Source organism: Rhodococcus aetherivorans, from assembly GCF_011058165.1.
In the GTDB taxonomy this organism is placed as follows: domain Bacteria; phylum Actinomycetota; class Actinomycetes; order Mycobacteriales; family Mycobacteriaceae; genus Rhodococcus; species Rhodococcus aetherivorans.
Map to the genome: position 1 here is coordinate 1 of NZ_JAALEG010000058.1, position 21,791 is coordinate 21,791.

At 70.7% G+C, this 21,791-nt stretch carries 28 protein-coding genes; 6 read left to right on the forward strand and 22 right to left on the reverse strand.

Annotated elements, in window-relative coordinates:
• The first annotated feature begins 224 nt into the window (after positions 1–224).
• Entirely contained in the window at positions 225–1,709 is a 1,485-nt protein-coding gene (gene eccD / locus G6039_RS20255; protein WP_029544890.1) for a type VII secretion integral membrane protein EccD, read from the forward strand.
• A gap of 1 nt (position 1,710) precedes the next feature.
• Positions 1,711–3,099, forward strand: a complete 1,389-nt coding sequence (gene mycP / locus G6039_RS20260; protein ID WP_029544892.1) for a type VII secretion-associated serine protease mycosin — start codon at positions 1,711–1,713, stop codon at positions 3,097–3,099.
• Here the strand turns inward: mycP and eccB are convergent.
• Positions 3,066–4,520, reverse strand: a complete 1,455-nt coding sequence (gene eccB, locus G6039_RS20265) for a type VII secretion protein EccB (RefSeq protein ID WP_029544894.1) — start codon at positions 4,518–4,520, stop codon at positions 3,066–3,068. The two genes, mycP and eccB, sit on opposite strands and share 34 nt — an antisense overlap.
• A 105-nt stretch (positions 4,521–4,625) precedes the next feature.
• Here eccB and eccE point away from each other — a divergent pair, with 105 nt between their 5' ends.
• The gene (gene eccE, locus G6039_RS20270) at positions 4,626–6,242 is read left to right on the forward strand and encodes a type VII secretion protein EccE (protein ID WP_235194126.1); all 1,617 of its coding nucleotides are present in this window, start codon (positions 4,626–4,628) and stop codon (positions 6,240–6,242) included.
• A 10-nt stretch (positions 6,243–6,252) separates the two neighbouring features.
• Here eccE and G6039_RS20275 read toward each other — a convergent pair whose 3' ends face one another.
• On the reverse strand, positions 6,253–6,819 hold the full coding sequence (locus tag G6039_RS20275) for an NADPH-dependent FMN reductase (protein ID WP_029544898.1): 567 nt from the start codon (positions 6,817–6,819) through the stop codon (positions 6,253–6,255).
• Between the two features lie 18 nt (positions 6,820–6,837).
• The gene (locus tag G6039_RS20280; protein ID WP_006947198.1) at positions 6,838–7,419 is read right to left on the reverse strand and encodes a TetR/AcrR family transcriptional regulator; all 582 of its coding nucleotides are present in this window, start codon (positions 7,417–7,419) and stop codon (positions 6,838–6,840) included.
• Between the two features lie 57 nt (positions 7,420–7,476).
• Here G6039_RS20280 and G6039_RS20285 point away from each other — a divergent pair, with 57 nt between their 5' ends.
• On the forward strand, positions 7,477–8,619 hold the full coding sequence (locus G6039_RS20285) for an acyl-CoA dehydrogenase family protein (RefSeq protein WP_006947196.1): 1,143 nt from the start codon (positions 7,477–7,479) through the stop codon (positions 8,617–8,619).
• A gap of 167 nt (positions 8,620–8,786) precedes the next feature.
• Positions 8,787–8,954 (forward strand): hypothetical protein, encoded by a 168-nt coding sequence (locus G6039_RS20290; RefSeq protein WP_155948273.1) that lies wholly within the window; start codon positions 8,787–8,789, stop codon positions 8,952–8,954.
• 274 nt (positions 8,955–9,228) lie between these two features.
• Here G6039_RS20290 and G6039_RS20295 read toward each other — a convergent pair whose 3' ends face one another.
• From G6039_RS20295 to infA, 9 genes are all read right to left on the reverse strand, one after another.
• Positions 9,229–10,233 carry an alpha/beta hydrolase gene (locus G6039_RS20295; protein ID WP_006947192.1) on the reverse strand — a complete coding sequence of 335 codons (1,005 nt, stop codon included), beginning with the start codon at positions 10,231–10,233 and terminating at the stop codon, positions 9,229–9,231.
• Positions 10,234–10,324: 91 nt separating this feature from the next.
• Positions 10,325–11,272 carry a tRNA pseudouridine(38-40) synthase TruA gene (gene truA, locus G6039_RS20300; RefSeq protein WP_029544901.1) on the reverse strand — a complete coding sequence of 316 codons (948 nt, stop codon included), beginning with the start codon at positions 11,270–11,272 and terminating at the stop codon, positions 10,325–10,327.
• Positions 11,273–11,277: 5 nt separating this feature from the next.
• Complete coding sequence (gene rplQ, locus G6039_RS20305) at positions 11,278–11,850, reverse strand: 50S ribosomal protein L17 (protein ID WP_029544902.1); 573 nt, start codon at positions 11,848–11,850, stop codon at positions 11,278–11,280.
• A gap of 31 nt (positions 11,851–11,881) precedes the next feature.
• A complete protein-coding gene (locus G6039_RS20310; protein WP_006947180.1) occupies positions 11,882–12,943 on the reverse strand; it encodes a DNA-directed RNA polymerase subunit alpha in 1,062 nt (353 codons plus the stop codon).
• Between the two features lie 102 nt (positions 12,944–13,045).
• On the reverse strand, positions 13,046–13,651 hold the full coding sequence (gene rpsD / locus G6039_RS20315) for a 30S ribosomal protein S4 (RefSeq protein WP_006947173.1): 606 nt from the start codon (positions 13,649–13,651) through the stop codon (positions 13,046–13,048).
• A gap of 21 nt (positions 13,652–13,672) precedes the next feature.
• Positions 13,673–14,086 carry a 30S ribosomal protein S11 gene (gene rpsK, locus G6039_RS20320; protein ID WP_003938066.1) on the reverse strand — a complete coding sequence of 138 codons (414 nt, stop codon included), beginning with the start codon at positions 14,084–14,086 and terminating at the stop codon, positions 13,673–13,675.
• Entirely contained in the window at positions 14,086–14,454 is a 369-nt protein-coding gene (rpsM, locus tag G6039_RS20325; protein WP_003938067.1) for a 30S ribosomal protein S13, read from the reverse strand. Before rpsM ends, rpsK begins: the two co-directional genes overlap by 1 nt.
• A gap of 244 nt (positions 14,455–14,698) precedes the next feature.
• Complete coding sequence (gene rpmJ, locus G6039_RS20330) at positions 14,699–14,812, reverse strand: 50S ribosomal protein L36 (protein WP_003938068.1); 114 nt, start codon at positions 14,810–14,812, stop codon at positions 14,699–14,701.
• A 91-nt stretch (positions 14,813–14,903) separates the two neighbouring features.
• Entirely contained in the window at positions 14,904–15,125 is a 222-nt protein-coding gene (gene infA / locus G6039_RS20335; RefSeq protein ID WP_003886926.1) for a translation initiation factor IF-1, read from the reverse strand.
• Between the two features lie 172 nt (positions 15,126–15,297).
• On the opposite strand from infA, the gene dtd reads away from it, so the two are divergent.
• Complete coding sequence (gene dtd / locus G6039_RS20340; RefSeq protein ID WP_164528100.1) at positions 15,298–15,735, forward strand: D-aminoacyl-tRNA deacylase; 438 nt, start codon at positions 15,298–15,300, stop codon at positions 15,733–15,735.
• A gap of 84 nt (positions 15,736–15,819) precedes the next feature.
• Here dtd and map read toward each other — a convergent pair whose 3' ends face one another.
• The 10 genes from map to G6039_RS20390 all read right to left on the reverse strand — a co-directional run bounded on the left by map (position 15,820) and on the right by G6039_RS20390 (position 21,787).
• Entirely contained in the window at positions 15,820–16,617 is a 798-nt protein-coding gene (gene map, locus G6039_RS20345; protein ID WP_006947169.1) for a type I methionyl aminopeptidase, read from the reverse strand.
• Between the two features lie 18 nt (positions 16,618–16,635).
• On the reverse strand, positions 16,636–17,181 hold the full coding sequence (locus G6039_RS20350; protein ID WP_006947168.1) for an adenylate kinase: 546 nt from the start codon (positions 17,179–17,181) through the stop codon (positions 16,636–16,638).
• Positions 17,178–18,491, reverse strand: a complete 1,314-nt coding sequence (gene secY / locus G6039_RS20355) for a preprotein translocase subunit SecY (protein ID WP_006947167.1) — start codon at positions 18,489–18,491, stop codon at positions 17,178–17,180. The genes G6039_RS20350 and secY overlap by 4 nt, the downstream gene beginning before the upstream one ends.
• Before the next feature lie 247 nt (positions 18,492–18,738).
• Complete coding sequence (gene rplO / locus G6039_RS20360; protein ID WP_006947166.1) at positions 18,739–19,182, reverse strand: 50S ribosomal protein L15; 444 nt, start codon at positions 19,180–19,182, stop codon at positions 18,739–18,741.
• Positions 19,179–19,379, reverse strand: a complete 201-nt coding sequence (rpmD, locus tag G6039_RS20365) for a 50S ribosomal protein L30 (protein WP_006947165.1) — start codon at positions 19,377–19,379, stop codon at positions 19,179–19,181. The genes rplO and rpmD overlap by 4 nt, the downstream gene beginning before the upstream one ends.
• The gene (rpsE, locus tag G6039_RS20370) at positions 19,379–20,029 is read right to left on the reverse strand and encodes a 30S ribosomal protein S5 (RefSeq protein ID WP_006947163.1); all 651 of its coding nucleotides are present in this window, start codon (positions 20,027–20,029) and stop codon (positions 19,379–19,381) included. The genes rpmD and rpsE overlap by 1 nt, the downstream gene beginning before the upstream one ends.
• A 31-nt stretch (positions 20,030–20,060) precedes the next feature.
• Positions 20,061–20,468, reverse strand: a complete 408-nt coding sequence (gene rplR / locus G6039_RS20375) for a 50S ribosomal protein L18 (protein ID WP_029544906.1) — start codon at positions 20,466–20,468, stop codon at positions 20,061–20,063.
• A gap of 2 nt (positions 20,469–20,470) precedes the next feature.
• The gene (gene rplF, locus G6039_RS20380) at positions 20,471–21,010 is read right to left on the reverse strand and encodes a 50S ribosomal protein L6 (protein WP_006947161.1); all 540 of its coding nucleotides are present in this window, start codon (positions 21,008–21,010) and stop codon (positions 20,471–20,473) included.
• A 14-nt stretch (positions 21,011–21,024) separates the two neighbouring features.
• Positions 21,025–21,423, reverse strand: coding sequence for a 30S ribosomal protein S8 (rpsH, locus tag G6039_RS20385; RefSeq protein WP_017681442.1), 399 nt, complete (start codon positions 21,421–21,423; stop codon positions 21,025–21,027).
• A gap of 178 nt (positions 21,424–21,601) precedes the next feature.
• Positions 21,602–21,787, reverse strand: coding sequence for a type Z 30S ribosomal protein S14 (locus G6039_RS20390; RefSeq protein WP_006947159.1), 186 nt, complete (start codon positions 21,785–21,787; stop codon positions 21,602–21,604).
• Positions 21,788–21,791: the final 4 nt, after the last annotated feature.

Consider the following 21,791-nt stretch of genomic DNA (forward strand, 5'->3'; position numbering starts at 1 on the left):
CTCACACCCCACCCCCGACCCGCACCGTGCCGGCCGTCCTCACGACGGCCGTCCCCCCACGGTCGACGAAGGGTAACGCACCCCTGCGACATCGGCACGCAGGCGGGCGCGAAGACGGCCTGCGCGAAGCGATGTCGTATCGTCTCCGCGAGGTCCGGGCGACACCGGGCGGGCGAGCCCGGCCCGGACCGCAGCACGGTCGGGGGACGACGGGGGGATGGACGATGACGGCTGCGCACACCGAACCGGGGCGGATCGGCGCGCCCGAACTCTGCCGCGTGACCGTGCTGGCCCAGCACACACAGGTCGACCTCGCGTTACCCGCGGACGTCCCTGTCGCGCTGCTCGTGCCGGGGGTCGTCGATCTCATCACCGCCCACCGGTCCCACAACGACTTCGACGCCTCCTCCGAGCGGGTCGAGCCCGAGGCGTGGGCGCTGGCCCGTCTCGGATCGTCGCGTCTCGCCGCCGCGCTGAGCCTGCACGAGCACGGCGTCCGGGACGGGGACCTGCTGGTGCTCGAGCACGCGTCGGCACCTGCGCCACCCCCGCTGTTCGACGACGTGACCCACAGCGTCGCGACGGCGGACGAGGCCGGCGCGGGCCGCTGGTCGCCGCGTGCGGCGGCCGCGGTCGCGGCGGTCGTCGCCCTGTCCGCGACGGTCGTCGGGGTGGGGGCCCTGCTGCGACTTGCCTCCCCGGACGGCCGGACGGCCGCCGGTGCCGGCTGCGCCGCGCTCGCCGCCCTGCTCCTGCTCGCCGGGATCCTGCTCGGGCGGGCCCGCGACGACCACCGCACCGCGGCGCTCCTGTGCGCCTGCGCGGTCCCGGCCGCCTTCGCCACCGGAATTCTCGTGGTGCCCGGCTCTTTCGGACCGGCGCACCCCATGCTCGGGGCGGTCCTGTCGGGGGCGGTGGCGACCCTGGTCCTGCTGCTGACCGCCGTCGGAAGGGCGCCCTTCGCCGCGGTCGCCGCCGTCGCCGCGACCGCCGCGGCCGCATTTCTCGTCGCCGCCTCGACCGGGATCTCCGCCTCCGCGGTCGGCGCCGGTGTCGTCGTCACGGCCCTGCTGACGGTGACATTCGCACCCCGCCTCGCCATGAAATTCGCCGACCTGCCGTTGCCGCCGGTGCCCGGTCCCGGGACCGGGACCGGGACCCCCGCGCCGCAGACCGAAGACGGCAGGGACGGACCGGACTCCCCGGACGGCGGGGACCGGTCACTGCCCGATCCCAGCGAGCTGGCGGCGGCCGCCGCGCGGGCACGCGACCACCTCACCGGGCTGATCGGTGCGGGAGCCGTTCTCGTCGTCGCGGGCGCATGGTGTGCCGCGGCGCCGCTGTCCGGCGACGGTCTCCGCTTGCCCGGCACCGCCCTCGCCGTCGCCGCGGCGGCGGTGATCATGCTGCGCGGCCGCACCTACACCGATGCGCGCCAGGCGACGTTGCTGGTGGCAGGCGGCGCAACCGTGCCGGTGGGCCTGCTCGGCGCGGCCGCGGTCGGCGGATCCGCGCCGCCCGTCGTCGTGTTCGCCCTCGCCCTTGCCGTCGCGACCGCAGCGCTGGTGTTCGGCGTGGTCGCGCCGCGACGATCGTTCACGCCGGTGCAGCGCCGCGCCGCCGAAGTGGTCGAGTACGCGGTGATCGCGACGATCGTGCCGTTGGCCTGCTGGGTCACCGGGCTCTACGCCGCCGTCCGCGGGTTCTGACGTGGCCCGCGGCGCACGCCTCGTTGTCGTCGCCCTGGTGCTGACGGCCTCGTCCTTCGGAACGGCCCCGTCCGCCGCGGCGGAACCTCCGCCCGTCGATGCCGGGCGCCTGCCCCCGCCCGGGGAACCCGGGCCCGTCGACGACACCGGGCAGCGTTCGCCGTGTACCACGGTCGACGTCGCCGGCGACAGCGCCTCGATCCCGGAACCACAGCGCGTGCTGAACTTTCCGGCCGTGTGGCCGCTGAGTCGCGGGGCGGGGCAGCTCGTGGCGGTGATCGACACCGGGGTGGGCCGCAATGCGCGGCTGCCCGGGTTGGTACCGGGGGGCGACTATGTCTCCTCGGGCGATGGGACGCAGGACTGCGACGCCCATGGGACCCTGGTGGCGGGGCTCGTCGCGGCGCAGCCGGTCCCCGGGTCGGGGTTCGCCGGTGGCGCCCCGGATGCGCGGATCCTCACCGTGCGCCAGTCCAGCCGCCACTTCTCGGCGCGACGGTCGGATCCCGCCGACCACGATGCGCGTACGTCGCCCGGCTACGGCAACGTGCGCACGATGGCGATGGCGGTGCGCCGCGCCGCGGACCTCGGCGCCACCGTCATCAACATCTCCGAGGTCGCCTGCGCGCCGGCCGCGGAGGGCCTCGACGACCCCGAACTCGGGGCGGCGGTGCGGTACGCGACCGAGGTGAAGGACGCCGTCGTCGTGGCCGCAGCCGGCAACGTGGAGGACCGCTGCCAGGGGTCGAACCCGCAGGGGCTCGATCCTCTCCGGCCGGGAGACGATCCGTGGCGCGCGGTCACGACCGTGGCCTCGCCGGCCTGGTACGACGACTACGTACTCACGGTCGGCTCGGTCGAGCCGGACGGGTCACCGTCGAGCTACAGCCTGCCGGGGCCGTGGGTGGACGTCGCCGCGCCCGGCAGCGGGGTGGTTTCCCTGCATCCCACCGCCGATGGCCTCGTCGACGCCTACCGGGGAGCCGAGGGCCCGGTGCCGGTGTCCGGCACGAGCTTCGCCGCGCCGCTGGTGGCCGCGACCGTCGCGCTGGTACGGGCGCGGTTTCCGCACCTCGATGCCCGCGCCGTGGCGATGCGGATCGAGGCCACGGCGCACGCACCGGCGGAGGGCTGGAATCCGCGGGTGGGCCACGGCGTGATCGACCCCGTCGCGGCGGTGACCGCCCCGCCGAGGGAGCGGCGTCCGCAGGAGCCGGCCTCGGTGGCCGTCGCGGCGCCGATACCGCGGACGCCGCCGGATCACCGGCCCAGGGACGTCGCGGTCGTCGTGGCGGCGGTGGTGCTCGCGGTCCTGGGGGTGGCGGCGTCGGCGACCGCGCCGCTGCGGCGCCGTCGTCAGCGGCCGGCGCCGACCGGCGCCGGGTCGTGATCCGGCGCGACACCGTCGTGGGCGACGAGTGCCTCCGCCCGCCCGAGTGCAGGACCCGGCGCGAACAGTTCGACGATCTGCCACGGCGCGGGCACCGGTTCGGAGAATCCCAGGGCGGTCGCGGCTTCCGCGTCGACGATCCCGTAGCGCACGCCGGTGTCGGCCACGTAGAAGAGGGCGCCGCGCCGCGCACTGTCCGGCGCGACGGAGGTGGTCTGCACGAACGCCCCCCGGCCGGGCGCGAGGTAGGCGCTGTCGGCCTCGGGCCCGGCGCCGTCCGCCTGGGCCAGGGACACGGGCACCGCGCCGTCGGGCAGCGGCAGCGCGGACCCCGCCGACACCTCGACGACGGACCGCGACCGTTCGGCCGCGCCGACCCCCGGGGTCCACGTCAGGCAGGCGACGGGACGGTCGCGGGCATCGATGACGGTGGGCACGGTGGCGGGAAAGGTGTCCACCGCGAGACCCCGCACGGTCGGAGCGTCGCGCAGCACGTCCGGCGCGACGGCCGGGATCTCCGCGGCGCCCTGCGAGTCGGTGAAGTGGACGATCTGCGCTGTCGCCTCGGACACCTCCTGCACGCCGTCGCGCAGCACGACGTAGAACCTCTTCCCGTCGGGCACCGCGACGCGGACCACCGAACCGACGGTCAGCGATCCGATCGGATAGCCGGGTTCGCCGCCAGCACCGGGGATCCGCGGGGCCTCGAGCCGCGGCACCTCCGGGATCGCGGCGAGCAGGCCCGGTCCGACGGGACGTGCCATGCCGGCATCGATGCCGAGGACGCGGGTGAGCGCCTGGTCCGCCAGATCCACCTCGGCGCGGGAGCCGCGGTAGACCAGATGGTGCCTGCCGTCGGCCGCGACGAGCAGGGCCTCGTCGTCGGCGAGAGGCCGCACGCGCTCGCCGTAGGCCGGCTCTCCCCCGGTGACGGTCGTTGTGACGGAACGACTTCCGTCGGTCGTCACGGTGTCGCACACCGTCCACGGCAGCGGTGCCGCGACGTGTGCCAGCGCGGACGGCGCACCGGGGATACCGACGAGGGGCCCCCGGGGCCGGGTTTCGAATTCGCCGTCGGCAACGACGGCGGGGGCCTCGGGCCGCCCGAGCACCAAACGGGCGGAGGCCAGGTTGAGTACCGGATGGAAGGCGCCGTCGATCGCGACCAGCATCGCGCCGGAATCGCGTCCCACCACAATCGCCGCGTCACCGATCCTGTCCTGCGGGCGGAGCAGAGCGAGCGCGGCACAGCCGGCGAGGCCGACACAGGCGAGGACGGCGCCCACCGCCAGGGCACGCGACTGCGACCGCATCGGGTCGTGGATCATCCGCACGTCTCGCCGCACCAGTGCATGTTCCATGCGGCGCACCAGAAATCGGTAGCCGTTGACCTGCCAGCGCGTGGTCGGCTGCGCTCCCATCGATCCTCCCCCGTACGACGCCCCCTCCGCCGCAACACAGTACAGTTCCGCCCGGGAACGTCGGGGGGGCCGGGCCGTCGCTCGGGTGGGAACGGGGGAATCGTCGTGCAGGATGGGATCTTCCGGCGGCCGCGGCGCCGCTGCGTGGTGACGGTGGTGCGGGCGCAGTGCGCGGCGGTGATCGGCGCGACGACGGCGGCGGCGACGGGCGCTCCGCTTCCCGCTGCGGTGACCGTGGCGGTACTGGCCGCGCTGGCGGTGGCGGTGCCTGTCCACGGACTCGACGCCGTCGAATGGGGGCGGCTGTGGTGGCGGTTCCGGCGCCGTTCGCTGCGGTCCGGCCCGGTGATCGTCGACGTCGCGGCGGGCGACGATCGACCGGTCGGGGTGTGCTGGGACGGCACCGCCGTCGTGGCGGTGGTCGAGCTGGTACCGACGGCCGGCGAGCTCACCCGGCTGACACGAGATCGGGCCGAACCGCTGCGCCGGCTTCCGCTGGCCGCGATCGCCGCGTGCCTCGCCACGCACGACGTCGGCCTCGACGGAATCGACGTCATCGTGCACGGCAGCCGGGTGTGCGACGAGACCGCCGCCGGTGCGGCGTACGAGCGCCTGATCGGGCCGCTGCCCGCCGCCGCGACGCGCACCGTGTGGCTCGCGCTGCGGTTCGGCTCCGTCGCCTGCCCGGCCGCGGTGGCCCGCCGTGGCGGCGGCTCGGAGGGCGCGGCGCGCGCGGTGACCGCCGCGGCGCGGCGCGTCGTGCGCGCGTTGGCGGAGCAGCATCACACCGCGAGGATCCTCGGCGCGGGAGAGATCGCCGGGGCGGTGGAGTCCGTCGCCGGGTGCGCGGATCCGGCGTTGCTCGAGGAGGATCGGGGCGCAGTACGGCTTCCCGGCGGCTACAGTCGCGCCGCGGTGGTGGAGCCGGGGCACCTCGACCGGGCGATCATGACCCGGGTCTGGTCCGAGTCACTGTCGTCGGCGACGATCGCGGTTCGGCTGCGCCCCGGCGCCGAGCCGGGAGCCGTGCGGGTGGGAGCGTCGGTGCGCGGCACGAGCCGCACGCCCGAGCCGAGGATCCGGATGCCGGGCACCCGACGGCTGTGGAGCCGCGAACTGGACGGGTTGCTGGCGTCGATCCCGACGGCCGCGGTGGGGCTCGAGGATCTGATCCCGCTGCGCACCATGCACCTCGCCGACGTCGACGCCCTGGCGCTGCCGGTGACGGGATGCGGGCAGCTGCTCGGCGCGGACGAGTCCGGTGCGGCCGTGTCCGTCCGCCTGACCGGCCGGGGGGTGCGCACCGTGTATGTCGCCGGGGAGCTGTATCTGGCGCAGCAGGTGGTGTTCCGGGCGGTGGCGACGGGCGCCCGCGTGGTGATCCACACCGATCGCGCCCTGGCCTGGCGTCCCCTGCTGGCCGCGGCGGGTCCGGACCGGTTGCGGTTGGCCGGCGACGATCGGGGCTTCGACACGATCGTGTACGACGGCGTGCGGCCGGCGACGGTCCCGGCCGGGACGACCGCGATCCACGTGCACGCACACCCGGATCGGTGGCCGCGCGAGCGCCCGGACGTGTCGATCCTGCAGCCCGGAGCGGCCGGCGATCGGGTGGTGCTGGCGGTGGGTGGCCGACGGCTGTCGCTGTCGTTGGTGAGCATCGACGCCGAGGCCGCGTACATCGGCCGTCCGCGTGCCGCGCAGCCGGCGCCCGCACGCTGAGCCGGGTCCCTCAGCCGGGGTAGGGCTGGGCGGCCCGCCCGGCGCGCACGGTCCGCGCCCACCAGGCGAGCTGGTTCAACATGCGCTGCGCGGCGTCGATCGCGGCGCCGTCGGTGGTGGTGCCGTCGGCGGCGAAGGCGTGCTTGACGCGGTGGAAGCTGACCGATTCGCGGACCGGGACCATGTGCACCTCGACGACGACCTGCCGGAGTTGCTCGACGGCGCGCAATCCGCCGGAGAGCCCGCCGTAGGAGACGAATCCGATCGGCTTGGTGCGCCATTCGCGTTTGACGGTGTCGATGGCGGTCTTGAGGGCGGCCGGGTACCCGTGGTTGTACTCGGAGGTGACGACGGCGAATGCGTCGGCCGCCTCGATCCGCCGGGTGAACGCCTCGGCCTCAGGGCCGCCGGAGAGATCCTGCGGCAGCGGGGTGTCGGCGAGGTCGAGCACGCCGACGTCGAACTCGGGGCGCTGCCGTGCGGTGGCGGCGAACCAGTCGGCGACGACGGGGGCGATCCGTCCGGCGCGCACGCTGGCGACGACGATCTCGAGACGAATCGGGGCTTCGGCGTCCATGGGCCGATGGTAGGCGGCTCAGGCGGTGAGGCCGTGGGTCAGGAGGGCGGCGAGTTCGCGGTAGGCCTGGGCGTCCGGCAGGCCGGTGGCCTCGGCGACGTGGCGCTGCTGGATGCGGACCATGACAGCCGCGACGACGTCGGCGACGAACGCGGCGTGCACGTCGCGCAGTTCGCCGGCGGCGACGCCGTCGGCGATGAGGTCGCGGACGCGTTCGGCGGCGAGGCGGGTGTTGCGTTCGTAGACCTCGCGGGCGGTGGGGGCGGCGGCCATGTCCTCCATGAACTGCGCGGAGGCGGGTTCGAGTTGCCGGCCGACGGCTTCGAGGTAGGCGCGGATGCGGTCGGCGGCGCCGGTGTGGCCGTCGAGTTCGGCCTCGACGCGTTCGGTGGCGCCACGGAAGAAGTGCACGGTGGCCGCGCGGACGAGGCGGTCCTTGCTCTCGGCGAGGGTGTAGAGCGTCGACTTCGAGCAGTGCAGGCGGGCGGCGATGTCGTCGAGGGTGAAGTGGGCGAAGCCCGCGGCGAGGAACAGGGCGACGAGCTGGTCGAACAGCTGCGCCTGACGTGCCGTGCCGCGTCGGATCCCCGCTCTTGTCATACTTCATACAGTACTGCAGTATCGTTCTCAGTACTATTTCCGATCGAGGAGTCTGCCGTGCCTGTCGAGCGCCTGCTGCCCACCCCCGAGGCCTACGACCTCATCGAACTGACCCGCGACGTCGCGGACAAGGTTCTCGCCCCGCGGGTCGTCGAACACGAGCGCACCGAGACGTTCCCCGAGGGGGTCTTCCCGGCCCTCGGCGCGGCGGGGTTGCTGAGCCTGCCGTACCCGGAGGAATTCGGCGGCGGCAACCAGCCGTACGAGGTGTACCTGCAGGTGCTCGAGGAGCTCGGCGCCCGCTGGGCGGCGGTTGCCGTCGCGGTGAGCGTGCACGGGCTGTCGTGCTTCGCGCTGGCCACCCACGGCACCGACGAGCAGAAGAACAAGTGGCTGCCGGACATGCTCGGCGGCGACACGATCGGCGCCTACAGCCTCTCCGAGCCGCAGGCCGGGTCCGATGCCGCGGCCCTGGCCTGCCGCGCGACGGCCGTGGACGGCGGCTACCGGATCTCCGGATCGAAGGCGTGGATCACCAACGGCGGCAAGGCAGACTTCTACACGCTGTTCGCCCGGACCTCCGACGCCGGCTCGAAGGGCATCTCCTGCTTCCTCGTGCCGGCCGGAACCGAGGGCCTGAGCTTCGGTAAGCCCGAGGAGAAGATGGGTCTGCACGCCATCCCGACCACCACCGCCCACTACGACGACGCGTTCGTGCCCGGCGAGCGCCGCATCGGCGCCGAGGGCCAGGGCCTGCCGATCGCGTTCAGCGCGCTCGACTCGGGCCGGCTCGGCATCGCGGCCGTCGCGGTGGGTCTCGCGCAGGCCGCGCTCGACGAGGCCACCGCATACGCCAAGGAGCGCAAGGCGTTCGGCAAGAAGATCATCGACCACCAGGGACTCGGGTTCGTCCTCGCCGACATGGCCGCCGCGGTGGACTCGGCCCGCGCGACGTACATCGACGCCGCGCGCCGCAAGGATGCCGGCCTGCCCTACTCGCGGCAGGCGTCGGTCGCCAAGCTCGTCGCGACCGATGCGGCGATGAAGGTGACCACCGACGCCGTGCAGGTGCTCGGCGGCTACGGCTACACCCGCGACTTCCCCGTCGAACGTTTCATGCGGGACGCGAAGATCACCCAGATCTTCGAGGGCACGAACCAGATCCAGCGGCTGGTCATCGCGCGGCACCTGGCCGGCTGACGGTGTGAACTCCCGGCAGCCCCGGGGCGCGCACTCCCGGCGGCGTCGGGGCGCGCGGCCGTCCTCCCCGGCGGCTCGCGCACCCCGACACCGCCCGGATAACTCCTGCCGTGGAATCTGAAACATCCTCCTGTCAGATTTCGCGAACCACCTGCTACCGTGCGCCGGTGGACAGACGCCGTAGGCGTGGCCGCAGAGCCGCGGACCGGATGGAGTGGGCGGCCGACGCCGCGGACACGGTGGCGACACTCGCCGAGCTCGGCGTCCTGTTCCTGCGGCTCCTGTCGCTGCCGTTCCGCGCGGTGGCGGCGCTGCTCCGGATGATCGCGGACTGACCTCCGACCCCTCGCCGTTCCCCTCGGTATCCTGCGTCACATTTTCTGGGCAAAGCGGACAGCCTGTACTTAGATCTTGTTGGACGTACGTCCAGGATTTGTACATCGACATCGGAGGTAATTCCCATGCTGCTCGGCTCGCTCGGCTCCCTGATCGACCACGTGCTCTCCTTCCTCAGCTGGCTGATCTGAGAGACGCCTCGACGCGTAGCGAAGGGGGCGAGGTCATCCGACCTCGCCCCCTTGCTGTTTCCGTCACGCGTGCCGGGCCGCGCTACGCGCCGATCGCCTCCGCGAGGATCGGCCAGGACTCGTGCAGCGCGTCCTGCCAGTAACCCCACGAGTGCGTGCCCTGCGCGCCCGTGCTGAAGGTCGCCTCGATCCCGAGTTCGTCGAAGGTCCGCCGCAGCCGCTCGGTGCACTGGGCCGTGGCCGCCTCGATGGATCCGAGGACGACCAGGTCGACCGGATCCACCTGCCCGCCCAACGCCGCCTCGTGCGGGCCGGGCAGACCGCCGCCGGACGAGATGTACAGCGTCGTGCCGCGCAACTTCTCCGCGTTCAGCGCCGCATCGTTGGCGATCCACCCCGGTCCGCCGATCGGCCCCCACATGTTCTCGACGTCGCCGCCGCCGAGGGTGACGACGGCCTCCACGTAGCTGCGCCCCGGGTCGCTGCTCGTCTGTGCACACCCGCTGTAGGACGCCACCGCCTCGTACAGCCCCGGCGACTGCTGGGCGAGGGCCAGCACCGAGCTGCCCGACATCGACATCCCCGCGACGGCGTTGCGGCCGTCGGCGCCCAGCACCGCGTCGACGACCGGCGGCAACTCCGACGTCAGGAACGTCGCCCACCGGTGCCGGCCGAGCTTCGGGTCGTCGCGGATCCAGTCCGTGTAGTACGCGAAGGCGCCGCCCACGGGAGTGACGACGTTGACGTTCTTGCCGTCGAAGAACTCGCGGACGTCCGTCTGGTCCCGCCAGTTGGCGGCGTCCTCACCCCCACCGGCGCCGTTGAGCAGGTAGAACGTCGGTCGCGCCGCGGAGGTGTCCGCGGGCCGGATCACCTCGACCGGGATCACCCGGTCCATGGACGGCGAGTACACGTGCAGCACCCAGTCGCGCGCGGTCCGCTCCTCCACGTGATCGACGTAGGCACCGGCCGGGTCCGCATCCGCAGCCGGCTGGGCGAGCGCCGGTGCCGTCAGCAGCGACGTCGCGGCGAGCAGTGCCACCGCCACCGTCGCACCCCGTCGCCGGATCGCGGGCAAGTCCAGCAATGGGTGCCTCCCTCTCACACGCCGATCCCCCGGCCGGGCCGGCCGGGGGACGTGCTCGTCGGAACATATCACCGGCCGGCCCGGCCGCAGGTCAGCAGCAGCCGGGGCTGATGGGCCCGCGCATCTCGCGGGTGGCCGCGTTGCGCGCCGCGAGGTCGTCGTCGGCGGGATAGTCGACGCCGACGAGACTGAGCCCGTGCGCCGGGGCCACGGCCACCGCCGCGGCACGCTCCCGTTCGTCGAGCAGTGCGGTCATCCATTCGACACTGCGCCGCCCCTCCCCCACGGCCAGCGCCGCGCCGACGAGGCTGCGCACCATCGACCAGCAGAACGCGTCCGCGCTCACGTGCGCGGTGAGGATCACGCCGACGTCCGGACCGGCGCCCGCCGCGCGACCGCCGGACACCGTCCAGTCGAAGCGCTGCAGTTCGCGGACCGTCGTCGCCCCGTCGCGCCGCTTGCAGAAGGCCGCGAAGTCGTGCAGGCCCAGCAGCGAGGTCGACGCCGCGCGCATCGCGTCGACGTCCACCGGCTTGGGCCAGGCGACGGTGTCGCGGGCCCGCAGGGGGTCCGCCCCGTACACGGCGGTGGTGAGCCGGTACTCGTAGTGCCGGCGGATCGCCGAGAAGCGGGCGTCGAAGTGCGGCGGGGCGACGGAGATGCCGGTGATGCGGACGTCGCGGGGCAGGAACCGGGCGAGACGGCGCACCAGGCGGACGAGGTCGTCCGGAATCGCGGCGGTGGGGACGTCGACGTGCGCGACCTGACCGGAGGCGTGCACCCCGGCGTCGGTGCGGCCGGCGACGGTGAGCTGCACCGGCGCGCGCACGATCGCACCGAGCTTCTCCTCGATCTCCCCGCACACCGTCCGCCGTCCGGGCTGACGCGCCCAGCCGGAGAAGTCGGTGCCGTCGTAGGCGATGTCGAGCCGCAGCCGGGTGGTGTCCACGGCGGCGGCGGAAGGGTTCTCGAAAGCAACGGGCCCGCCGCCCCCGTGGGGGGCGACGGGCTCGTTCGCTTCAGCGGATGCCGAAACCAAGTGGACTAGTCCTTCTTGGCCTCGTCGGCGTCCTTGGCGTCGGCCGCGGTGGCGTTCTCGTCCTCGATCGCGTCGACGACGGCGTCCGCGTTCTCGACCTGCGCGTCGGTGGCGTCGGCCTCGACGGCCTCGACCACATTCTCCTCGGCCGGGGCCTCGGTGGCCGGCGCGCTCTGCGAGGCGGCGACGCGCCGGGCGCGGTCGGCCTCGGACGTGACCGTCTTCTCCTTGACGAGCTCGATGATCGCCATGGGAGCGTTGTCACCCTTGCGCGGCATCGTCTTGACGATGCGGGTGTAGCCGCCGTTGCGGTCCTCGTAGAACGGGCCGATCTCCGCGAACAGCGTGTGGACGACGTCCTTGTTGCGGATGACCTTCAGCACCTCACGACGGTTGGCCAGCGTGCCGGCCTTCGCGTGCGTGACGAGCTTCTCGGCGTAGGGCCGCAGGGCCTTGGCCTTGGCCTCGGTGGTGGTGATGCGGCCGTGCTCGAAGAGCGCGGTGGCCAGGTTGGCCATCAGCGCCTTCTGGTGCGAGGCCGACCCGCCGAAGCGGGCACCCTTCTTGGGCTTGGGCATGATGAATCTCCTAGTAACGGACCGTGAGCTGCTACAGCTGCTCGGTCTCGGCGTAGTCCTCGTTCCCCTCGGCGTCGCCGAAGGAACCGGCGTCCGTGTCGCTCCAGGTACCGGTCGCGGCGTCGTAGCCGGCGACGGTGCTCGGGTCGAAGGACGCGGGGCTGTCCTTGAGGGAGAGGCCGAGCGAGTGCAGCTTGACCTTCACCTCGTCGATGGACTTCTGACCGAAGTTGCGGATGTCGAGCAGATCGGACTCCGTGCGTGCCACGAGCTCACCGACGGTGTGCACACCCTCGCGCTTGAGGCAGTTGTAGGACCGGACCGTCAGGTCGAGGTCCTCGATGGGGAGTCCGAAGGAGGCGATGTGGTCGGCCTCGGCGGGCGAGGGACCGATCTCGATGCCTTCTGCTTCGACGTTCAGCTCACGGGCCAGACCGAAGAGCTCCACCAGGGTCTTGCCCGCCGAGGCGAGCGCGTCCCGCGCGGTGATCGAGTTCTTGGTCTCCACGTCGAGAATCAACCGATCGAAGTCGGTGCGCTGCTCGACGCGGGTCGCCTCCACCTTGTAGGTCACCTTGAGCACCGGCGAATAGATCGAGTCGACCGGGATGCGGCCGATCTCGGCGCCGGATGCCTTGTTCTGAACAGCGGGGACGTAGCCGCGGCCGCGCTCGACGACGAGCTCGATCTCCAGCTTGCCCTTGTCGTTCAGGGTGGCGATGTGCAGGTCCGGGTTGTGGACGGTGACACCGGCCGGGGGCACGATGTCGCCCGCGGTCACGGTGCCGGGGCCCTGCTTGCGGACGTACATGGTGACCGGCTCGTCCTCTTCCGAGCTGACCACGAGGCCCTTGAGGTTCAGGATGATGTCGGTGACATCCTCCTTGACCCCGGGGACCGTGGTGAACTCGTGGAGCACGCCGTCGATGCGAATGCTGGTGACGGCCGCGCCCGGAATCGAGGACAGCAGGGTGCGACGAAGCGAGTTGCCGAGGGTGTACCCGAAACCGGGCTCGAGGGGTTCGATGACGAACTTCGAGCGGTCGTCGGCGATGACCTCTTCGCTGAGGGTGGGTCGCTGCGAGATGAGCATGGAGTGCCTCCTTGTGGGCGTCCGCCATATGACGCCCTGGTCGGGGTGTGGTGTCCCCCCGGACCTCGGGAGGACCGGAAGGACACCACGGCGCGAAGCGCCTTACTTCGAGTAGTACTCGACGATCAGCTGTTCCTGCAGCGGGATGTCGATCTGCGCGCGCTCGGGGAGCTGGTGGACCAGCACCCGCAGACGCGGGCCGACGACCTGCAGCCAACCCGGGATCGGGCGGTCACCCTGGGTCTCACGGGCCACCTGGAAGGGCAGCGTGCCCAGCGACTTCTCGCGGACGTCGATGATGTCGTACTGCGAGACGCGGTAGCTCGGGATGTCGACCTTCTTGCCGTTCACCAGGAAGTGGCCGTGGCTCACCAGCTGGCGGGCCTGACGGCGGGTCCGGGCGAGACCGGCACGGTAGACGACGTTGTCCAGACGCGACTCGAGGATGACCAGCAGGACCTCACCGGTCTTGCCGGGCCGGCCGGCGGCCTCCTCGTAGTAACGACGGAACTGCTTCTCCATCACGCCGTAGGAGAAGCGGGCCTTCTGCTTCTCCTGCAGCTGGAGCAGGTATTCGCTCTCCTTGATCCGCGCGCGGCCGTGCTGGCCGGGCGGGTAGGGGCGACGCTCGAACGCCTGGTCGCCTCCGACGAGGTCGACGCGCAGACGACGCGACTTACGGGTAACGGGACCGGTATAGCGAGCCATGATTCAAACCTTCCTTTCCCGTTAGACGCGACGCCGCTTGGGCGGACGGCAGCCGTTGTGCGGCTGGGGGGTGACGTCGGAGATGGTGCCGACCTCGAGGCCCGCGGCCTGGAGGGAGCGGATCGCCGTCTCGCGGCCCGAGCCCGGGCCCTTCACGAAGACGTCGACCTTCTTGACACCGTGCTCCTGCGCCTTGCGGGCAGCGTTCTCGGCGGCGAGCTGCGCGGCGAACGGGGTCGACTTGCGCGAACCCTTGAAGCCGACGTGGCCGGAGGACGCCCAGGAGATGACGTTGCCGTTCGGGTCCGTGATGGACACGATCGTGTTGTTGAAGGTGCTCTTGATGTGAGCGGCACCGTGCGGGACGTTCTTCTTGTCCCTGCGGCGCGCCTTCTGGGTCTTCTTCGGACCGGTGCTGCGTGACTTGGGAGGCATTACTTCTTCTTTCCTGCGACGGTGCGCTTCGGACCCTTGCGGGTGCGGGCGTTGGTCTTGGTGCGCTGTCCACGCACGGGCAGACCACGACGGTGTCGCAGGCCCTGGTAGCAGCCGATCTCGATCTTGCGACGGATGTCCGCCTGGACCTCGCGGCGGAGGTCACCCTCGACCTTGTAGGTCTCCTCGATGAACTCGCGCAGCTTGGCGAGATCCTCGTCGGAGAGGTCCTTGCTGCGCAGATCCGGGCTCACGCCGGTGGCCTCGAGGATCTCCTTCGAGCGGGTACGGCCGATGCCGTAGATGTAGGTCAGTGCGATCTCCATCCGCTTTTCGCGGGGAAGATCGACACCTGCGAGACGTGCCATGTGGCATTCCTATTCGGTGTGCGGAGGTCTGCTCCCAGCCCGTCCCCTGCGTCGTGAAACTGTGTGGTCCCGCGGCCCGGCCGAAGCCGGAACGCCGGTAGTCCGAAACACAGTGGGGCCCCGGCCTCCGAACCGGGGGTATATCGCGCGGCTCCCCGACGAATCGGGAATCGTGACCGAACGACTGGTGCTGGAAGGTCTTCTCTAGCTTGTTGCCAAGCCGATCTTTCGAAGAGCGGGTGGTCTAGCCCTGGCGCTGCTTGTGGCGCAGGTTCTCGCAGATCACCATGACCCGGCCGTTACGGCGGATCACCTTGCACTTCTCGCAGATCTTCTTGACGCTCGGCTGAACCTTCACGGTGCGTCTGATCTCCTGTGTGTACGCCTGCGGCAGAGCACGAGGCATGCCGCAGACATGGTTCTCCCCGACCGTGCGGCCGGGGAAGCTCTTACTTGTAGCGGTAGACGATGCGCCCACGCGACAGGTCGTAGGGCGAGAGCTCCACGACAACCCGGTCCTCGGGCAGGATGCGAATGTAGTGCTGACGCATCTTGCCGCTGATGTGAGCCAGGACCTTGTGACCGTTCTCGAGCTCAATGCGAAACATCGCATTGGGCAGCGGCTCGATCACGCGACCCTCGACCTCGATGGCTCCGTCTTTCTTGGCCATATCCTCCGCGATCCGTGTTGTTCGGCGTGTGGTTGCATCGGTTTCCGTTACCGTGACGCTCGACGTGACCGGCCTGCGGACAACCGCGGGCCGGCGCGCAGGGCGCACCATCGATCTATGTTACGGGAACTTTCCCACCGGGGCCAAATGCCGAGATGCGAGGAGGACGGCCGTGCGGGCGTTGGTTCAGCGGGTGACGGGTGCCGCGGTCGCGGTCGACGGGCGCGAGGTCGCCCGCATCTCGCCCCGGGCCGGCGGTCACGGGCTGCTCGTGCTCGTCGGCGTGACCCACGACGACGACGCGGCGAAGGCCGCCACGCTCGCCCGGAAGGTGTGGACGTTGCGGATCCTCGAGGACGAGAAGTCCGCGTCCGATCTGGCCGCACCGATCCTCGTCGTCAGCCAGTTCACGCTCATGGCCGACACCCGCAGGGGCCGCCGTCCGTCGTGGTCGGCGGCCGCGCCACGCGCGGTGGCCGAACCCCTGGTGGACGAGTTCACGACGGCGCTGCGCGGCCTGGGCGCCGACGTGCAGACCGGCGTCTTCGGGGAGCACATGGAGGTGAGCCTGGTGAACGACGGCCCGGTCACCCTCCTGCTCGAGGCGTGAACCGGCGGCGCCCGCGGCCCGAGCGAATGTATCGTTCAGCTCCTTCACGGCAGCGAGCGATACATTCGCTCGCCGCCACCGCCGCTACTCCGGGCGCGGGGTCAGGATGCGCGGACCGTCCTCGGTCACCGCGACGGTGTGCTCCCAGTGCGCGGCGCGGCTGCCGTCGGTCGTGACGACGGTCCACTTGTCGCCGAGCACCTCGGTCTCGTAGGTGCCGAGGGTCAGCATCGGCTCGATGGCGAGCACCGATCCCACCACGAGACGGGGGCCCTTGCCGGGCGCGCCCTCGTTCGGCAGGAACGGGTCCATGTGCATCTCGCGGCCGATGGCGTGGCCGCCGTAGCCGTCGACGATGCCGTAGCTCCGGCCGTGCGCCGACTCCGCGGCGCGGGTACCCAGCTCGATGGCGTGCGAGACGTCGGTGAGCCGGTTGTCCGGCAGCATCGCCGCTATCCCCGCCTCCATCGACAGCCGCGTCGCATCGCTGAGGTCGGCGTCGGCGGCGGAGAGCTCACCGACTCCGAAGGTCCACGCCGAGTCGCCGTGCCAGCCGTCGAGAATCGCGCCGCAGTCGATCGACACGAGATCGCCCTCGGCGAGGATCTCCGTCGCCGAGGGGATGCCGTGCACCACGCGGTCGTTCACCGACGAACAGATCGAGCCGGTGAACCCGTGGTAGCCCAGGAAGGAGGGGACGGCCCCCGCGTCGCGGATGACCGCCTCCGCCACCTGGTCCAGTTCCAGGGTGCTCACGCCCGGCTTCGCCGCCTTCCGTACCGCCACGAGAGCGGCGCCGACGACGGCACCCGCCGCCGCCATCGCATCGAGTTCGCCGGCGGTGCGGAACGGAACCACCTTGCGCTTGCGCCCGAAACCCATCTTCTTGCTCCTGCGTCCTTACTTGCCGAGGGCCGCGAGGGCGCGCGCGTTGATCTCGTCGACCTCGCCGACGGCGTCGACCGTGACGAGCGAATCGGCGTAGTAGTCGAGCAGCGGCGCGGTCTCCTCGCGGTAGACCCGGAGCCGGTTGCGGATGACGTCCTCGGTGTCGTCGGCGCGGCCGCGGGCGAGCATCCGCTCCACCACCACGTCCTCGTCGATGTCGAAGGACAGGACCCCGTCGAGTTGGGTGTCGAGATCCTTCAGGATGGCCTCGAGTTCGCGAGCCTGCTCCACGCTGCGGGGGAAGCCGTCGAGCAGGAAGCCGTTGGCGGCGTCGGGCTCGGCGAGGCGGGCGCGCACCATGTTGTTGGTGATCTCGGCGGGCACGAGCTCCCCGGCGTCGATGTACTTCTTGGCTTCGAGGCCGAGCGGGGTGCCCTGCCCGATGTTGGCCCGGAACAGATCCCCGGTGGAGATTGCGGGGACGCCGAGCTTCTCCGACAGGATGGCGGCCTGCGTGCCCTTGCCGGCACCGGGCGGACCGAGGAGTACAAGTCTCACTTGAGGAACCCTTCGTAGTTGCGCTGCATGAGTTGACTTTCGATCTGCTTGACAGTGTCCAGCGCGACACTGACGAGAATGAGCACCGCGGCGCCGCCGAAGATGCTGGTGGCGGTCTGGCTTCCCGAGAGGAAGAAGTTGGGCAGCGTCGCGATGAGACCCAGGTACAGCGAACCTGGAACCGTGATGCGGTTGAGGACGTAGCTGAGGTACTCGGCAGTGGGGCGTCCCGGCCGGATGCCGGGGATGAATCCGCCGTACTTCTTCATCTCGTCGGCCCGTTCCTCCGGGTTGAAGGTGATGGCGACGTAGAAGAAGACGAAGAAGACGATCAGCGAGAAGTAGATCGCGATGTAAACGGGGTTGTTCGGATTCACCAGGTATTCGTTGATGATCCGCTGCCACCAGCTCGGGTCGGTGGCCGAGGTGGCTCCGGTCAGCTGGGCGATGAGGTTCGGCAGGTACAGCAACGACGACGCGAAGATCACCGGGATGATGCCGGCCTGGTTGACCTTCAGGGGCAGGTAGGTCGAGGAACCGCCGTACATGCGCCGGCCCACCATGCGCTTGGCGTACTGCACCGGGATCCGGCGCTGGCCCTGCTCGACGAACACCACGCCGGTGATGACCACCAGCGCGACGACGAGGACGATGGCGAAGACCAGGCCACCGCGGGACTCGAGGATGGTGCGGCCCTCGGCCGGCAGCCGCGAGGCGATGCCGGAGAAGATCAGGATCGACATGCCGTTGCCGACGCCGCGCTCGGTGATGAGCTCACCGAACCACATGACGAGTGCCGCACCGGCCGTCATGACCAGCACGATCACGACCATGCCGAAGATGCTGTCGTCGGCCAGGATCGGTTCGGTACAGCCCTGCAGCAGCTGACCACGGGCCGCGAGGGCGACGATGCCGGTGGACTGCAGCACGGCGAGCGCCACCGCGAGGTACCGCGTGTACTGCGTCATCTTGGCCTGGCCGGCCTGGCCCTCCTTGCGGAGTTCCTCGAATCGAGGAATGACCACCGTCAGCAGCTGGACGATGATGCTCGCGGTGATGAACGGCATGATGCCGATCGCGAACACCGACAGCTGTAGCAGCGCGCCACCGGAGAACAGATTGATCAGCGAGTAGATCCCGGCGGAGTCGCCGCCGCTGAGCTGATCGATGCAGGCGCGCACATTGCCGTAGTCGACGCCCGGAGACGGCAACGTCGCGCCGAGGCGGTACAGGGCCACCAACCCGAGCGCGACGAGGATCTTCCGCCTCAGGTCCGGGGTCCTGAGGGCCGAGACGAAGGCGGAAAGCAAAGATCCTCCTGGCAGGGCGAAACGGGAGACTGTGGATCGACGCGCGGGGTCCGACGGTCGACAACTCTTGAACTCTAGCAGCGCGCCCCGGACCGGTGCCGTGGCGCCGGTCCGGGGCGGCTCGCACGCGCGGCGGATGTGCTCCGCCGCGCGGCATGCGGTGGGGTGCGAACGCCGAACGGCCGCACTGCGGGACGTGCTGCAGTGCGGCCGTTCTCGAGCTGTGCGTCACGCACGAGCGAACCGGTCAGGCCAGTTCGGTCGCGGTGCCGCCGGCAGCGGCGATCTTCTCCTTGGCGGAACCGGAGAACTTGTTCGCGGTCACCTGCACGGCAACCGTGAGCTCGCCCTCGCCGAGGACCTTCACGAGCTGGTTCTTGCGAACCGCGCCCTTGGCGACGAGCTCGTCGACGCCGACCTGGCCACCCTCGGGGAACAGGCGGGCGATGTCGCCGACATTGACGACCTGGTATTCGGTGCGGAAGGCGTTCTTGAAGCCCTTGAGCTTCGGCAGCCGCATGTGCAGCGGCATCTGGCCACCCTCGAAGGCCGCCGAGACGTTCTTGCGCGCCTTGGTGCCCTTCGTACCGCGACCGGCGGTCTTGCCCTTCGAACCCTCACCGCGGCCGACGCGGGTCTTGTCCGTCTTCGCGCCCGGGGCCGGGCGCAGGTGGTGCAGCTTGATGGTCACTTGGAGGCCTCCTCAGCAGTGACTTCCTCGACAACGACGAGGTGACGCACCACGTTGATCAAGCCGCGGTTCTGCGCGTTGTCCTCGCGGACCACGGACTGGCGGATCTTCCGCAGACCGAGGGTGCGCAGGCTGTCGCGCTGGTTCGACTTGGCGCCGATGGTGCTCTTGACCTGCGTGATCTTCAGCTCTGCCATTACTTCACGCTCCCAGCAGCCTGTGCCCGGGCGCGCAGCATGCCCGCAGGTGCGACGTCCTCGAGGGGCAGACCGCGGCGAGCCGCGACTTCCTCGGGGCGCTGCAGCTGCTTGAGGGCGGCCACGGTGGCGTGCACGACGTTGATGGCGTTGTCGCTACCGAGCGACTTCGACAGGATGTCGTGGATGCCCGCGCATTCGAGCACGGCACGCACCGCGCCACCGGCGATCACACCGGTACCCGGCGAGGCCGGACGCAGCATGACGACACCCGCCGCGGCCTCACCCTGCACCGGGTGGGTGACGGTGGAGCCGATGAGCGGGACGCGGAAGAAGCCCTTGCGCGCTTCCTCGACACCCTTCTGGATGGCCGCGGGAACTTCCTTGGCCTTGCCGTAGCCGACGCCGACCAGGCCGTTGCCGTCGCCCACGATCACCAGCGCGGTGAAGCTGAAGCGACGGCCGCCCTTGACGACCTTCGACACACGGTTGATCGAGACGACACGCTCGATGTAGTTCGACTTCTCGGCGGCACCGCCGCCACGCGAGTCACGATCGCGGCGGTCGCGACCACCACGCTGGTCCCCGGTGTTGGGGCCATTCTGTCCGGCGGGGCCGTTGCCGCCGTCACGCCGCTGACGTCCCGGCATCAGGCGTTCCTTCCGTTCGAAGAGATGGTCATCAGAACTTCAACCCGCTTTCGCGAGCCGCGTCTGCGAGGGCCGCGATCCGGCCGCTGTAGGTGTGGCCGCCGCGGTCGAAGACCACGGCCTCCACGCCGGCAGCCTTGGCACGCTCGGCGAGCAGCTGACCGACCTTGGCGCCGCGCGCCTTCTTGTCGCCCTCGACCGCACGCACGTCCGGCTCGACGGTCGAGGCCGCCGCCAGGGTGGTGCCCGTCAGGTCGTCCACCAGCTGGGCGTGGATGTGGCGCGAGGACCGGTTCACGACGAGACGGGGACGCTCGGCGGTGCCGGCGACCTTCTTGCGCAGACGGAAGTGCCGACGCTGCTTCGACAGCCGACGCCGGGTGGACGCGTCCTTGCCGAGCGGAATCCGCTTGGCCTTCTGGTTCTCGGTCTGGCTCATGATCACTTACCCGTCTTTCCGACCTTGCGGCGCACCTGCTCGCCCTCGTAGCGGATGCCCTTGCCCTTGTACGGGTCGGACTTGCGCAGCCGGCGGATGTTGGCCGCGATCTGGCCGACCTTCTGCTTGTCGATGCCCGAGATCGAGAACTTCGTCGGCGACTCGACCGCGAACGTGATGCCCTCGGGGGCCTCGATCGGGACCGGGTGGCTGTAGCCGAGCGAGAACTCGAGGTCCTTGCCCTTGAGCGCGACGCGGTAACCGACGCCGTGGATCTCCATCTTCGTGGTGTACCCCTGGGTGACACCGTCGATGAGGTTCTGCACGAGGGTGCGCGACAGGCCGTGCAGCGCACGGCTGCGGCGCTCGTCGTTCGGACGGCTCACGTTGAGCGCGCCGTCCTCACCCTTGGCGATGGTGATCGGCTCGGCGATGGTCAGCGAGAGGTTGCCCTTGGGGCCCTTCACTGCGACGTCCTGGCCGTCGATGGTCACCTCGACACCCGAGGGGACGGTGACCGGAAGCTTTCCAATACGCGACATTGTGGTGGCCTCCCTTACCAGACGTAGGCGAGGACTTCCCCGCCCACTCCCTGCTTGGCCGCCTGGCGATCGGTGAGCAGGCCGGAGGACGTGGAGATGATCGCCACGCCGAGGCCGCCCAGGACCTTGGGCAGGTTGGTGGATTTCGCGTACACGCGCAGGCCGGGCTTCGACACGCGGCGCACACCGGCGAGGCTGCGCTCACGGGAAGGGCCGTACTTGAGGTCGACGACGAGGGTCTTGCCCACCTCGGCATCCTCGGTGCGGAAGTCGGCGATGTAGCCCTCACGCTTGAGGATCTCGGCGATGTTCGCCTTGATCTTCGAGTGGGGAAGCTTCACCTCGTCGTGGTACGCCGTGTTGGCGTTGCGCAGACGCGTCAAGAAGTCTGCGATGGGGTCGGTCATGGTCATGGCTGACCTGTTCACCTTTCTCGTTGCGGTTCCCATGCAACACCGGCAGTGGTGACGAATCACCGGTGCGCCGGCCGTGGGCCTACGACGAACTTGGTTTCATGCGGACCGGACGCGGATGCGACCGGCCCCTGACAGTAGTGACGGTGGGCGACCCTGCGGTCACCCACCGTTCACGTCACCAGGAGCTCTTGTGAACTCCGGGAAGCTCACCGCGGTGTGCCATCTCACGGAGGCAGACGCGGCAGAGGCCGAACTTGCGGAACACCGCGTGAGGGCGCCCGCAACGCTGGCAGCGGGTGTAGGCGCGCACCGCGAACTTCGGCTTCTTGTTGGCCTTGTTGACCAGTGCCTTCTTAGCCATGGGC

What these genes read in the sequence shown, in the direction of transcription:
- eccB (WP_029544894.1), bottom strand. Translation starts at nt 4,520, where the DNA reads ATGGGAGCGCAGCCGACCACGCGCTGGCAGGTCAACGGCTACCGATTT.
- G6039_RS20275 (WP_029544898.1), bottom strand. Translation starts at nt 6,819, where the DNA reads ATGGACGCCGAAGCCCCGATTCGTCTCGAGATCGTCGTCGCCAGCGTG.
- rpsD (WP_006947173.1), bottom strand. Translation starts at nt 13,651, where the DNA reads ATGGCTCGCTATACCGGTCCCGTTACCCGTAAGTCGCGTCGTCTGCGC.
- G6039_RS20390 (WP_006947159.1), bottom strand. Translation starts at nt 21,787, where the DNA reads ATGGCTAAGAAGGCACTGGTCAACAAGGCCAACAAGAAGCCGAAGTTC.
- map (WP_006947169.1), bottom strand. Translation starts at nt 16,617, where the DNA reads ATGGGTTTCGGGCGCAAGCGCAAGGTGGTTCCGTTCCGCACCGCCGGC.
- infA (WP_003886926.1), bottom strand. Translation starts at nt 15,125, where the DNA reads ATGGCCAAGAAAGACGGAGCCATCGAGGTCGAGGGTCGCGTGATCGAG.
- eccD (WP_029544890.1), top strand. Translation starts at nt 225, where the DNA reads ATGACGGCTGCGCACACCGAACCGGGGCGGATCGGCGCGCCCGAACTC.
- rpsM (WP_003938067.1), bottom strand. Translation starts at nt 14,454, where the DNA reads ATGGCACGTCTCGCAGGTGTCGATCTTCCCCGCGAAAAGCGGATGGAG.
- rplR (WP_029544906.1), bottom strand. Translation starts at nt 20,468, where the DNA reads ATGAGCCAGACCGAGAACCAGAAGGCCAAGCGGATTCCGCTCGGCAAG.
- rpsK (WP_003938066.1), bottom strand. Translation starts at nt 14,086, where the DNA reads ATGCCTCCCAAGTCACGCAGCACCGGTCCGAAGAAGACCCAGAAGGCG.
- rpsE (WP_006947163.1), bottom strand. Translation starts at nt 20,029, where the DNA reads ATGCCGGGACGTCAGCGGCGTGACGGCGGCAACGGCCCCGCCGGACAG.
- G6039_RS20310 (WP_006947180.1), bottom strand. Translation starts at nt 12,943, where the DNA reads ATGCTCATCTCGCAGCGACCCACCCTCAGCGAAGAGGTCATCGCCGAC.
- rpmD (WP_006947165.1), bottom strand. Translation starts at nt 19,379, where the DNA reads ATGGCAGAGCTGAAGATCACGCAGGTCAAGAGCACCATCGGCGCCAAG.
- G6039_RS20280 (WP_006947198.1), bottom strand. Translation starts at nt 7,419, where the DNA reads ATGACAAGAGCGGGGATCCGACGCGGCACGGCACGTCAGGCGCAGCTG.
- rplF (WP_006947161.1), bottom strand. Translation starts at nt 21,010, where the DNA reads ATGTCGCGTATTGGAAAGCTTCCGGTCACCGTCCCCTCGGGTGTCGAG.
- rplQ (WP_029544902.1), bottom strand. Translation starts at nt 11,850, where the DNA reads ATGCCCAAGCCCAAGAAGGGTGCCCGCTTCGGCGGGTCGGCCTCGCAC.
- rpsH (WP_017681442.1), bottom strand. Translation starts at nt 21,423, where the DNA reads ATGACCATGACCGACCCCATCGCAGACTTCTTGACGCGTCTGCGCAAC.